9 protein-coding genes are annotated in these 13,177 nt (G+C 66.3%); 6 read left to right on the top strand and 3 right to left on the bottom strand.

Annotated elements, in window-relative coordinates; translation table 11 throughout:
- Positions 1 to 97: 97 nt before the first annotated feature.
- Positions 98 to 1,249 (top strand): pyridoxal-phosphate dependent enzyme, encoded by a 1,152-nt coding sequence (locus tag EJO71_RS03860; RefSeq protein WP_125946730.1) that lies wholly within the window; start codon positions 98 to 100, stop codon positions 1,247 to 1,249.
- 90 nt (positions 1,250 to 1,339) lie between these two features.
- Here EJO71_RS03860 and EJO71_RS03855 read toward each other — a convergent pair whose 3' ends face one another.
- From EJO71_RS03855 to EJO71_RS03845, 3 genes are all read right to left on the bottom strand, one after another.
- Positions 1,340 to 3,508, bottom strand: a complete 2,169-nt coding sequence (locus tag EJO71_RS03855; protein ID WP_125946731.1) for a YadA-like family protein — start codon at positions 3,506 to 3,508, stop codon at positions 1,340 to 1,342.
- A gap of 631 nt (positions 3,509 to 4,139) precedes the next feature.
- Positions 4,140 to 5,126 (bottom strand): ornithine cyclodeaminase family protein, encoded by a 987-nt coding sequence (locus EJO71_RS03850; RefSeq protein ID WP_125946732.1) that lies wholly within the window; start codon positions 5,124 to 5,126, stop codon positions 4,140 to 4,142.
- A 53-nt stretch (positions 5,127 to 5,179) separates the two neighbouring features.
- Positions 5,180 to 5,488, bottom strand: a complete 309-nt coding sequence (locus EJO71_RS03845) for a hypothetical protein (protein WP_125947389.1) — start codon at positions 5,486 to 5,488, stop codon at positions 5,180 to 5,182.
- A gap of 173 nt (positions 5,489 to 5,661) precedes the next feature.
- On the opposite strand from EJO71_RS03845, the gene secA reads away from it, so the two are divergent.
- From secA to EJO71_RS03820, 5 genes are all read left to right on the top strand, one after another.
- Positions 5,662 to 8,448 (top strand): preprotein translocase subunit SecA, encoded by a 2,787-nt coding sequence (gene secA, locus EJO71_RS03840; protein WP_125946733.1) that lies wholly within the window; start codon positions 5,662 to 5,664, stop codon positions 8,446 to 8,448.
- A gap of 162 nt (positions 8,449 to 8,610) precedes the next feature.
- Positions 8,611 to 9,840 carry a bifunctional glutamate N-acetyltransferase/amino-acid acetyltransferase ArgJ gene (gene argJ, locus EJO71_RS03835; RefSeq protein ID WP_125946734.1) on the top strand — a complete coding sequence of 410 codons (1,230 nt, stop codon included), beginning with the start codon at positions 8,611 to 8,613 and terminating at the stop codon, positions 9,838 to 9,840.
- Positions 9,837 to 10,712, top strand: a complete 876-nt coding sequence (locus EJO71_RS03830; protein WP_093302412.1) for an ATP-binding protein — start codon at positions 9,837 to 9,839, stop codon at positions 10,710 to 10,712. The genes argJ and EJO71_RS03830 overlap by 4 nt, the downstream gene beginning before the upstream one ends.
- A complete protein-coding gene (locus EJO71_RS03825; RefSeq protein ID WP_125946735.1) occupies positions 10,709 to 11,173 on the top strand; it encodes an NUDIX domain-containing protein in 465 nt (154 codons plus the stop codon). The genes EJO71_RS03830 and EJO71_RS03825 overlap by 4 nt, the downstream gene beginning before the upstream one ends.
- A gap of 7 nt (positions 11,174 to 11,180) precedes the next feature.
- Positions 11,181 to 13,148, top strand: coding sequence for an acyltransferase family protein (locus EJO71_RS03820; protein ID WP_125947390.1), 1,968 nt, complete (start codon positions 11,181 to 11,183; stop codon positions 13,146 to 13,148).
- The last annotated feature ends 29 nt before the right edge of the window (positions 13,149 to 13,177 follow it).

The raw sequence follows: 13,177 nt of genomic DNA, 5'->3' as shown, positions 1-13,177 counted from the left end.
GACTGTATCCAGCTCTGGACGAACAATCTGATTTATACAAAAAGTACAGTGTTGGATGTATTATCCAGTATTGTTCGGTTTGATCCAGGAGCCACGAATGACAGAACGCGCACGCTACGTCGATCCCCGCACCGGCAGGCACCACGAGCTGTCCGAGCGCCGCTGGCGTTCGGACGACGGCAATCCCATGCTGGTCACGCCGCTGCTTGGCATCGGGCGGGACGACATCGATTCGCGCACGCGCTCGCTGTGGCGCTACCGCGCGGCGCTGCCGGTGGCCATCGACAGGCCCGCGAGCATGGGCGAAGGCTGCACACCGCTGGTGCAGAAGCGCTGGGGCGACTTCGAGCCGCATTTCAAGCTCGAGTGGTTCAACCCGACCTGCAGCTTCAAGGACCGAGGGGCGGCGGTGATGATGTCCTTCCTGCGCCAGATCGGCATCGACTCGGTGCTGGAAGACAGCTCGGGCAACGGCGGCGCGGCCATTGCTGCTGCGGGCGCGGCGGCCGGCATGCGCGTGAAGGTGCTTGCGCCGAGCTACACGCCCGCGCCGAAGGTGGCGCAGATCCGCGCCTTCGGTGCCGAGGTGCAACTGGTGCCCGGTCCGCGCGAGGAGTCGGAATACGAGGCCGTGCGGCAGTCGGAGTCGATCTTCTATGCGAGCCACAACTGGCATCCGTTCTTCCTGCAGGGCACGAAGACGCTGGCGTATGAACTGTGGGAAGACCTGGGCTTCGCGGCACCGGACAACGTCGTGATCCCGACCGGAGCGGGCAGCAACGTGCTCGGCTGCTGGATCGGCTTCAAGGAGCTGCTGGCGGCGGGGCAGATCGCGAAGCTGCCGCGCATCTTCGTCGCGCAGCCGCTGAACTGCTCGCCGATCGACGCGAGCTTCATGTCGGGTGTCGACACGCTGGTGGAGCGCGCCGTGCAGCCGACCATTGCCGAAGGCACGGCGATCAGGCGGCCGGTGCGGCTTGTGGAGATCCTGCATGCGCTGCGCGAGACGAACGGCAGGACCGTGGCGCTGACCGAAGAGCAGATCGCGGGCGCGGTGCGCCGGCTCGCGGCCTGCGGCCTCTACGCGGAGCCGACTTCCGCGTCGGCCGCCGCGGCCATCGACGTGCTGGCGCAGCGCGGAGACATCAAGGCCACGGAGACGACGGTGGCACTGCTGACGGGCACGGGGCTGAAGTCGACGCAGTTCATGACCGGTCTGTTCGGCGACCAGGCGGCGGCTGGCGCCTGACGGGCAGTCGTCGAGAAAAAAATGGCTCCCATGCCACCCGGTATGGGAGCCATCTTCATGCTGGCCGATTCAGCTGTCGGCCTCCCTCCCTCATTTCCACTTCCAGCCGACACCGGCGTTGAAGCCCCATTCCTTGCCCGTGGTCGAAACGCCCGCGCCCCAGGACAACCTGCCGTCGCCGGTCAGTGCCTTGAAGGTCAGCGCGAGGGCGCTGTAGCCCTTGTAGCTGCCTACGCCCACACCCACGGTCTTCTCGCCCGGCGACAGCGTGGGCAGGTAGGTGCCCGACATCGCAAAGGCCATCGCCGTGCCCGAGTAGGCGATGCGGGCCACGTCGCCGACCTGGCTGCGCACCTGGTTCAGCTGGTTCATGTTGACCGCATCGGTCGGCAGCACGCCCGGCGCCAGGTTGGAGATGCGCGTGCCGCCCGGTGCCTGGCCGTTGCCCAGCATGACCTGGCCGTAGTTGACCGAGCCGTCCGGATTGGTCGCGTACTGAACGCCGCTGGCCCGCACAGCCGCCTCGGATGCCTTGAGCTGCGCCACGTTGGTCGCATCGCTGTCGGCCGCACCCGCCGCCACGCCGGTGATCTGGCGGAACTGTTTGCTGGCCGTGTCGCCCACCGCCACGGCTGCCTGCGTGCTGGTCGTTGTATTGACCGCAGCCTGATGCGGTGCGGGCGCATTGCCGGGCAGGTAGCCCGCAACACCGGCGGCGGTGGACGCCACCGAGCCGGCGCCCAGCGCCACGCCCTCGCTTTGCTGCACCACCGCGCCGAAGCCGATGGCCGTGCCCTTGACGACGTTCCGTGCCCGGCTCAGCGGAGTGCCGCCGGCATCCGCGTTGTCACCCAGTGCCGCGCCGCCGCCGCCTGCGCGGGAGCTGACGCCGATGGCCTGCGACCCCGTGGCGAGTGCCCCGGTGCCGATGGCGATCGCGCTCACGCCCGTGGCTTCGGCGCCGAAGCCCATCGCCAGTGCGCCGTTGGCAGAGGCTCTTGCGCCGTTGCCGGCGGCGAGGGCGTTGGGGCCGCTCGCCACAGACTGGGGACCGATCGCCACGGCCCTGTCGCCGCTCGCCACCGAATCGTTTGTCGTCGAGTTCGCGTGGAAATACTTCGTGCCCGTGTTGTAGATGCTGGTGACCGACGTGCTCAGGCTGCCGAGGTTGCGGTTGGTCGTGGTCAGGCTGGTCGAGAGGCTGCCGATGTTGCTCGTCACGGTGTTCAGGCCGGTCGAGGTGGACGTGGAAAGGCTTGCGATGGTGTTGTTCGTCATGCCCAGAGTGGTGGACAGCGACGCGGTGGCCGTCGAGAGCTGGCTGACGTTGACGGCATCTGTCGGCGCGCCGCCTGCGGCAAGGTTGGTGAGCCTGCGCTCGCTTCCGGTGGCCCCTATGGACACTTCGCCCGCGGGCGTCGCGCCAGAGATGGCTGCGCCCGCGGAAGGCGTGTAGCCGGCCACGCCCTGCAATGCGGCGAGCGAACTGGCCGTGCTGCTGGCCGCTCCGATGGCGACGCTGCCGTCATAGTGCGCAGTCGCTCCGTTTCCGAGCGCTACGGCGTCCTGGCCGGCCGCGCGGGTCGCTGCACCGATCGCCACGGCGCCGCTGCCGGATACGGTTGCGGCCTGACCGATGGCCACGCCGGAGGTCGCGCCGCTGGCGACCGAGGACTGTCCCCCGATGGCGAGGCTGTCCGCCGCGGCGGCCTGGGCTCCCTTGATCGAATTGCCGCCGATGGCAATGGCGCCGCTGCCCGAGGCAGTCGTGGAGTCGGCGGCCGACAGGGCGGTGGCTCCGTCGCCGCCTGCCCCGCCGATCGCGACCGAATTCAGGCTCCGGGCCTGCGAACCGAAGCCGACCGCGGTGCTGCCGGTGCCCGAGGCGTCGGCGGAGAGGCCGACCGCGCTGCCCCACTGGCCGGCGGTGCCGGAAAAACCGAAAACGGCCGAGCCGTTGCCGGTTCCCTTGGAGTAGGTGCCGAACACCGAAACGCCGTTGAGGCCGCCGCCGCTCGCGTCGCAACCCAGGATGTTGGACCAGGTGCCGCTTCCGTCGACAGGCTGGGCATTCGTTCCGGTGACGGCCACTCGTCCGATCGTTGCGGTGGTCGTGGTGCTGCAGTTGCCCGGTGCGTAGGTCGATGCGCTGGCGTCCGGGGCCGTCAGTTGAAGGCCGGCGGCAAGAGCTGCGATCGTCATCGCGGACAGCTTGAAGCGAGTCTGGCCGGTGACGCTGTTGCGGTAAGGCTTGTTCATGGAGTTTTCAGAAATTGACAAAGAAAATGGGTAATTGCAGAAATGAAAATTCCCGCATGACGGATTCACGGTGTTGGAAAACGCAATGCCAGAAGCCGAAGCAAAGCGCCAGCACGGCAATTGCCGTGTTGGTCCATTGATGTCGGAAATTCGTGGGGAAGGAGGCGGCCGGTCTGTCGGCTATGGGGCGGGACGGGATCCCGCTTCGATCACTTGCCCGTGATCGATGCCGCAGGTGGCGAGGGGAGGCCTAGCTGCAGGGCTCGAGTGAAATCATTCCATCCTCTCTCTGTTTATTCGGCTACGAATGTCATGGAGAGGCGTATTGCCGGTTTCCGCCATGACCTTTTGGGTGGCGGAATGTAGCGATTGGCAAGCGAATTGGACAATGACCGTTAATGCCAATTAATGACGGTCTTTAATGGGTGCGACGAGTCGCTGGAAAATGGATTCCTGCTTTGAAGTGCAAATAAATTCGCGCTTTCAATTTATCTTCTCGAATGAATCGTGCGCGCAAACTAGTCACCGGCGCATTGATGACAAAAACTGGCGAAGAGTGCCGGATCGGCGATGCCAGGAATGTTCTTTTCCTGGCATTAAAAAATTCACGCTTTCAATGCCGGGCGTTGCGCTACCAGGGCCAGGCGATGCGTGTGCCCACGCCGGTTTCGGCCGCGCGCGCATGAAGCAGGCGCGCGACTGTCAGGTCCTGCAATGCGAGGCCCGTCATGTCGAAGACGGTGATGTCTTCCGGCGCCCGCTCGAATTCCGCCTTGTTGCTCAGCAGGTCGCCCAGTTCGACGCAGGCCGTGGCGGGCGCCCATTGCGTTTCGCCGATCTGCTGCGCCTGCGTGCGGTCATCGACGAAAAGGCGTGTCCGGGGCAGCAGGCCTTCAGGGAGTTCACGCTTGCCGCGGGTGTCGGCACCCACGCAGTTGAGGTGCGTGCCGGGTTGCACGGCTTCGAGATCGAAGAGAGCGCCGCTGCCCGGCGTGGCGGTGATCACGATGTCGCTGCCGGCGACCGCGGTGTTGCGGTCGCCGGCAGGCGCGATGTGGCAGCGGCCGGCGAAATGGGCCTCGAACGCCGCGTTGCGCTGGCCGTTCGCACTTGCATATAGAACCTCGCGCAGCGAGGGGATCAGGCGCAGCGCGAAGTCGAGCTGGATGCGCGCCTGCACGCCGGTGCCGAACAAGCAAAGCCGCGTGCTGCCGGCCCGAGCGAGCCGCTGCAGGCCGAGTCCGCCCGCCGCACCTGTGCGCACGGTCGTCACGGTGTTGCCGTCGATGACGCACAGCGGCCGGCCGGTTGCGGGGTCGATCAGCAGGATGGTCGCCTGATGGGGCTCGCCGCCGCGCTGCCGGTTGGCTGGCCAGAAGCCCGCAGCCTTGAAGCCGAGCAGGCCCTGGGCCTGCACGTCGCCGGACTTGATGCCGAACACCCCGCCCGTTCGCAGCGGCTCGCGCACGACCGGAAAGACGCGGCCCTCGCGCTCGCTGTGCAGTACGAAGGCCTCGCGCACGGCCAGCAGTACTTCGTCGGGGGTAAGTAGGGCGTCGACCTGGGTCTTGTCGAGCAACAGGAGCCGGGCGTCCGCGGGGGCGATGGAGGATGTCATCTGGAAATATTATCTATCTCCAGACAAAAAATCAAAGCCCGTGGCCTATGCGCTCAGCGTCCGGTGTGCACCTTGATGCGTATCGTCGCCACGTCCCAGCCACGGTTCCTGAGCCGGGTGACCAGCATCGGCGACAGCTGGCGCAGCTTGGCGGCCGCGGCACTGCCCTTGACCAGCAGGCACCAGACATCGCCTTCGGCCGGCCCGGCCTGTACGGCGCCGCGCATGGCCGGAGGGATCAGTCCTTCCACCGCTTTCAGGCGCTCCGTGGTGTCGCGCGCACGCGCCATCAGGCTGCCCAAGGTGGGGGCGCCTTCCGCAGCTTGCTGCAGTGAGATGGCGGGGGGAAGTCGGCGATACATGGGTAATCCTGGGGTCAGAAACAAGACAGCTAAAATGCCCGGTTTGCCGGCGTCCTCGCCGGAAAAAGGCTGCTTGCTTTCATTGAAAGCGCGCCCAACTGCTTTCACCATATCTTAGGGAATCCGGTCGAAGTGCCTGCCGTATCTCATCAGGCGCCCGCCCATCTCCACCCATGGCAACCAACTTCCTGACCCAGATTTTCGGCAGTCGCAACGACCGGCTGCTCAAGCAGTATCGCAAGACGGTGGAACGCATCAATGCGCTCGAACCCGAGTTCGAGAAGCTCAGCGACGACGCGCTGCGCGCCAAGACCCAGGAGTTCAAGGATCGCATCGCCAAGGGCGAAACCCTCGATGCCCTGTTGCCCGAAGCCTTCGCCACGGTGCGCGAAGGCTCCAAGCGCGTCATGAAGATGCGTCATTTCGACGTACAGATGCTCGGCGGCATGGCGCTGCACAACGGCAAGATCTCCGAAATGCGCACCGGCGAAGGCAAGACGCTGACCGCCACGCTGCCGGTGTACCTGAATGCGCTGTCGGGCAAGGGCGTGCACGTGGTCACGGTGAACGACTACCTCGCCAACCGCGACGCGACCTGGATGGGCCGCCTCTACAACTTCCTCGGCCTGTCGGTGGGTATCAACCTGCCGCAGATGCCGCGCGAGGAAAAGCAGGCCGCCTACCGCAGCGACATCACGTACGGCACGAACAACGAGTACGGCTTCGACTATCTGCGCGACAACATGGTCTACGAGCCGGGCGACCGGGTCCAGCGCGGGCTGAACTACGCGATCGTCGACGAGGTTGACTCGATCCTGATCGACGAGGCTCGCACGCCGCTGATCATCAGCGGCCAGGCCGAAGACCACACCGACCTCTACCTCGCCATCAACAAGGTGGTGCCGCTGCTGACGAAGCAGGAAGGCGAAGCCGACCCGCGCACGGGCGAGGGCGTCACGGTGCCCGGCGACTTCACGGTCGACGAGAAGACGCACCAGGTGTTCCTGACCGAAGACGGCCACGAGAACGCCGAGCGCATCCTGGGCGAATTCAAGCTGCTGCCCGAAGGCGCGTCGCTGTACGACCCGGCCAACATCACGTTGATGCACCACCTGAACGCGGCGCTGCGCGCCCGTCACCTGTATCACCGCGACCAGCACTACGTGGTGCAGCAGGGCGAAGTGGTCATCGTCGACGAGTTCACCGGCCGCCTGATGACAGGCCGCCGCTGGAGCGACGGCCTGCACCAGGCCGTGGAAGCCAAGGAAGGCGTGGAGATCCAGGCCGAGAACCAGACGCTGGCTTCCATCACCTTCCAGAACTACTTCCGCCTGTACGGCAAGCTGGCCGGCATGACTGGCACCGCCGACACCGAGGCCTACGAGTTCCAGGAAATCTATGGTCTCGAGACCACGATCATTCCGCCCAACCGCATCAGCAAGCGCGAGGACCAGCTCGACCGCGTCTACAAGACGACGCGCGAGAAGTACGAGGCGGCCATCCAGGACATCCGCGAGTGCTACGAGCGCGGCCAGCCGGTGCTGGTGGGCACCTCGTCCATCGAGAACTCCGAAATCATCGACGGCCTGCTGACGCAGGCGGGGCTGCCGCACCAGGTGCTCAACGCCAAGCAGCATGCGCGCGAGGCCGACATCGTGGCGCAGGCCGGCCGCACGAAGATGATCACCATCGCGACCAACATGGCCGGCCGCGGCACCGACATCGTGCTGGGCGGCAACATCGAGAAGATGATCGAGGCGGTCGAGAACGACGAAGGCCGCGACGAAGCCGCCAAGCAGGCCGACATCGAGCACATCCGCGCCGAGTGGAGCAAGGACCACGAGTTCGTGAAGTCGCTCGGCGGCCTGCGCATCATCGCGACCGAGCGCCATGAGTCGCGCCGCATCGACAACCAGCTGCGCGGCCGTTCGGGCCGCCAAGGCGACCCGGGCTCCTCGCGCTTCTACCTGAGCCTGGATGATCCGCTGATGCGCATCTTCGCGGGCGACCGCGTGAAGGCGATCATGGACCGCCTGAAGATGCCCGACGGCGAAGCCATCGAGGCCGGCATCGTCACGCGCAGCATCGAGAGCGCTCAGCGCAAGGTCGAGGCGCGCAACTTCGACATCCGCAAGCAACTGCTCGAGTACGACGACGTTTCGAACGACCAGCGCAAGGTGATCTACCAGCAGCGCAACGACATCCTCGACGCGGGCGACCTCACGGCGCAGATCGCCGCGCTGCGCGAAGGCTGCTTCACAGACCTCGCCCGCCAGTACGTGCCGAGCGAATCGGTCGAGGAGCAATGGGACCTGGACGGCCTCGAGAAGAGCCTCTTCAACGAGTGGGGCATCGACATGCCGCTCAAGAAGGAAGTCGAGGCCTCCGACGCCATCGCCGACGAAGACATCGTCGAGAAGGTGCTCAAGAACGCCAACGAGACCTTCGACGCCAAGGTCGCGCTGATCGGCCAGGAGAACTTCACCCAGTTCGAGCGCATGGTGCTGCTGCAGAGCATCGACACCCACTGGCGCGAACACCTGGCTTCCCTCGATTACCTGCGCCAGGGCATTCACCTGCGCGGCTACGCGCAGAAGCAGCCCAAGCAGGAATACAAGCGCGAAGCCTTCGAACTCTTCGGCCAGCTGCTCGACTCGGTCAAGAACGAAGTCACTCGCCAGCTGATGACGGTGCGCGTGCAGTCGGGCGAGCAGCTCGAAGAGGCTGCCGAGGCGCTCGAGAGCCGTGGCGAGAACGTCACCAACATCACCTACAGTGCGCCGACCGAAACCGGCGAGGTCGAGGTGCGTGTCGACGAGGAGAGTCAGCGCCGTGCAGCGGCCGCCGGCGCCGGTGCGCTGAGCGCCGAAGCCATGGCCTTTGCCCGCGTCGGCCGCAACGATCCGTGCCCCTGCGGCAGTGGCAAGAAGTACAAGCAGTGCCACGGCAAGCTGAATTGATAACGTACTCCCCCAGGCTTGCCCACTTCGTGTGGCCGCCAACCCCCTCGCCGGGGGCGATACCGGCGGCCCGGCAGAGCCGGTTCCGCGGTATCCCTGGCGTCGGGAAGTGAGCCTTGTTGGTGCCGATGAAAAATTGATACGCAAGAAGGAATAGATGCCATGCCCGTGAACCTGTCAGCCCCTGATCCCGCCGCCTTGTTCGCGGTGCCCGGCGTCCGCATCGGCGTGGCCGAGGCGGGCGTGCGCAAGGCCAATCGCAAGGACCTGACGGTCGTGCTGATCGACGAAGGCTCGGCGGTCGGCGGCGTGTTCACCCAGAACCGCTTCTGCGCCGCGCCGGTGCAGGTCTGCCGCGACCACCTGGCTGCGAACCACGGCATCCGGGCGATGGTCATCAACACCGGCAATGCGAATGCCGGCACGGGTGAAGACGGACTGATGCGCACGCGCTCCACCTGCATCGCGCTGGCGCGCAAGCTGGAGATTTCGCCCGAGCAGATCCTGCCGTTCTCGACAGGCGTGATCATGGAGCCGCTGCCCATCGACCGCATCGAGGCGGGCCTGCCTGCCGCTCTCGCCGATGCCAAGGCGGACAACTGGGCGCGTGCGGCCGAGGGCATCATGACCACCGATACGATCCCCAAGGCATTCAGCCAGCGGGCGCAGGTCGGCGGCGCCAACGTCACCATCACCGGCATCAGCAAGGGCGCCGGCATGATCCGCCCGAACATGGCGACCATGCTCGGCTTCATGGCGACCGACGCGAAGATCGATCCGTCGCTGATCCAGCCGCTGGCCAGGTTGCTGGCCGACGCCTCGTTCAACCGCGTGACCATCGACGGCGACACCTCGACGAACGATTCGTTCGTGGTCATCGCGACGCAGAAGGCCGCGAACGCGACCATCACTTCGCTCGACTCGGCCGACGGCAAGGCGCTCGTGGCCGCCATGCAGGACGTGGCGCGCAAGCTGGCGCAGGCCATCGTGCGCGACGGCGAAGGCGCGACCAAGTTCATCACCATCCAGGTCGACGGCGGCAAGGACGCTGCCGAGTGCAAGCAGGTGGCTTATGCCGTGGCGCATTCGCCGCTGGTCAAGACGGCCTTCTATGCCAGCGACCCGAACCTGGGCCGCATCCTCGCGGCCGTGGGTTACGCGGGCATCGCCGACCTCGACCAGACGGGCATCGACCTGTTTCTCGACGACGTGCACGTGGCTGTCAAGGGTGGGCGCAATCCGTCCTATCGCGAGGAAGACGGCCAGCGCGTGATGAAGCAGAGCGAGATCACCGTGCGCATCGGCCTGGGCCGCGGCAATGCCAGCGAGACCGTGTGGACCTGCGACTTCAGCCACGAGTACGTGACGATCAATGCCGACTACCGGTCATGAATGAGCAGTTCCAGAAGCTGATCGAACGCGCCGAACAGCTCATCACCCGCATCGAATCGATTCTTCCGCAGCCGCTGGCGGAGCCCGCCGACTGGAACGCATCCATCGCGTGGCGCTACCGTCGCCGCAGCTCGGGCCATGGCGTGCTCGAACCGGTGAAGCATGTGGCGGCGATGTCGCTCGATTCGCTGAAGGAAATCGACGTCCAGAAGGAAAAGATCGCGCGCAACACGCAGCAGTTCGTCGAGGGCAAGCCTGCCAACAACGTGCTGCTGACCGGTGCGCGCGGCACGGGCAAGTCGTCGCTGATCCGCGCTTGCCTGCAGGCCTATGCGCCGCAGGGGCTGCGGCTGATCGAGGTGGACAAGGCCGAGCTCACCGACCTGCCCGACATCGTCGAGGTGGTGTCGCAGCGGCCCGAGAAATTCATCGTTTTCAGCGACGACCTGAGCTTCGACGAGGGCGAGCCGGGCTACAAGGCGCTGAAGTCGATCCTCGATGGTTCGATCGCGGCCTCGACGCCCAACGTGCTGATCTACGCGACCAGCAACCGGCGCCACCTGCTGCCCGAATACATGAAGGACAACCTCACGTACACCCACACCGAGGACGGCGAGGTCCATCCCGGCGAGGTGATCGAGGAAAAGATCTCGCTGTCGGAGCGCTTCGGCCTCTGGGTGAGCTTCTATCCCTTCAGCCAGAACGAATACCTGACGATCGTGGGCCAGTGGCTCTCGTCGTTCGGCGTGGACGAAGCCGCCATCGCGGCGGCGCGGCCCGAGGCGCTTGTGTGGGCGCTGGAGCGCGGTTCGCGCAGCGGCCGCGTGGCCTACCAGTTCGCGCGCGACTACGCGGGGCGGAGCAAGGCGTGAGCGAACAAGCCCGCAAGCACACGGAAGTCGCGGTCGGCGTGCTGATCCGCCTGGCCGACGACGCGCTGCTGCTTTCCACGCGGCCCGAGGGCAAGGCCTATGCAGGCTTCTGGGAGTTTCCCGGCGGCAAGATCGAGGCCGGCGAGACGGTCGAAGAGGCGCTGCGGCGTGAGCTGCAGGAAGAGCTCGGCATCACCATCGGCGGTGCCGAGGTCTGGAAGGTCACGGAGCACGACTATCCGCACGCGCTGGTACGTCTGCACTGGTGCAAGGTCACGGCCTGGAGCGGCGAGTTCGAGATGCGCGAAGGCCAGCGCATGGCCTGGCAACAGCTGCCGCTGGACGTGACGCCGGTGCTGCCGGGCGCGTTCCCGGTGCTGCAGTGGCTGTCGGAGGAGCGCGGCCTGCCGTTCGTGCCGCCGCCGGTCGTCGCGCCTGCAGACGCGCAGCAGGCCAACTGATCGCTTGATGCACCCCAAGTACCGTCCGGACATCGACGGCCTGCGCGCAATCGCGGTGGGCTCGGTGCTTGTGTATCACGCGTTCCCGACGGCGCTGATGGGCGGCTTCATCGGGGTCGACATCTTCTTCGTGATCTCGGGCTTCCTGATCACGACCATCATTCTCCAGAGCCTCGCGGTGGGCGATTTCAGCTACCGCGACTTCTACGCGCGGCGCATCCGGCGGATCTTCCCGGCGCTGCTCGTGGTGCTGTTCGCGACGCTGTGCGCGGGCTGGTACCTGCTGCTGTCCGATGAGTTCGCCGAGCTCGGCAAGCAGACCGTGGGCGGTGCGGCCTTCGTCGCCAACTTCGTGTTCTGGGGCGAATCGGGCTATTTCGACACGGCCGCCGAAACCAAGCCGCTGCTGCACCTGTGGTCGCTGGGCATCGAGGAGCAGTTCTACATCTTCTGGCCGCTGCTGCTGGGGCTCGCGTGGCGCAAGGGCTGGCCGATCGTGCGCGTGGTGCTGGCGGTCGCTGCGGTCTCGTTCGTGGTGAACGTGACGACGGTGCATCCGTTGCCGGCGGCGTCGTTCTATTCGCCGGCCTCCCGGTTCTGGGAGCTGATGGTGGGCGGCATCCTGGCTTGCATGCGATTGAAGCCGCCGACGCCGAGCGCCTGGCGCAGCCATGTGCAGTCGGTGGTGGGCGTCGGGCTGATCGTGCTCGGGCTGGTGATGATCCGCAGCACGAAGGCCTTTCCTGGCTGGTGGGCGCTGCTGCCCACGCTGGGCGCGGTGAGCTGTATTGCCGCGGGGCCGAACGGCGTGCTCAACAAGTACCTGTTGTCGAACCGCGTGATGGTGTGGATCGGGCTCATCAGCTATCCGCTGTACCTCTGGCACTGGCCGTTGCTGGCCTTCGTGCGCATCGTGGAGGCCGATCCGCTGCATCCCTCTCCGGTCTACCGTGCCGGCGCGATGGTGGCCAGCGTGCTGCTTGCGTGGGCCACGTACCGTTTCATCGAGCGCTATGCGAGAAACCGTCCTGGCCCGGGCATCCTGAAGGCGTTGGGTGCGGGCATGGTCCTGATCGCCGCCCTGAGCGCCGCGATCTTCTTCGGCGCACCCCAACCCCGCAACAGCAGCGAGAGGCTGCAGATCGTCGCCAACGCCACGCTGGACGCCGACTATTACGCCGGCTTCAAGCTCGACCAGATCGGCGAGCAGCTGGTCTACAAGACCGGGAGCGGGCCGAAGCGCGTGCTGTTCGTGGGCGACAGCCATGTGCAGCAGTACGCACCGCGCGTGATGGAGCTGTCCCGCACGCTGGCGATGCCGGACAAGTCGGCCTGGTTCGTGACCCAGGGCGCGTGCCCGGCGGTGCCGGGCGTCTACGCGGACAAGAACATCGGCTGTGCCGAGCGCCGCGACGCGATGCTGGCCTATGCGATGGGTCCGGAGATCGATTCGGTGGTCATCGGTGGCTGCTGGAACTGCTATTTCGTCGGTCACGGGGCGCTGGAGTACTACTACCGCGGGCCCGACAACCAGGTCCATCCGTTCCAGGGCGGCGACGGCATCGAGCGCGCGCTCGTTGCGCTGGAGGCCACGCTGCGCGAGCTGGCGCGGCACAAGAAGGTCTTCCTGCTGCTCGACAACCCCGGTGGCCCCGAGTTCACGCCCAAGCGCCTGATCGAAGGCAGTCGCCTGACGCACATGGAGGCCATGACCTCCTCGCCGACGGTGCCGCTGCCGGCCGACCAGAAGCAGCTCAACGACAGGTTGCGCGCCATCGCCGGAGCAAGCGGGGCCGAGCCCATCGACGCGATGGCGGTGCTGTGCAAGGACGGCAGCCATTGCCTGGTCACGCTGCCCGACGGCGCGCCCGCATACAAGGACGCCGACCACCTGCGCCCGCGCTACACGCGGGAAGAAGCCAGCTATTTCGACCCCACGGTGCGCGCCGCCCCCGCGCAGCAGCCGTCGCGCTGAGCGAGTCCTCGCCCGCCCCGACCGATCGA

It is taken from the genome of Variovorax sp. 679, assembly GCF_003952185.1.
Lineage (GTDB): Bacteria > Pseudomonadota > Gammaproteobacteria > Burkholderiales > Burkholderiaceae_C > Variovorax.
The sequence above is the reverse complement of the archived record's forward strand: the minus strand, read 5'-3'. Positions and strand labels throughout refer to the sequence as shown.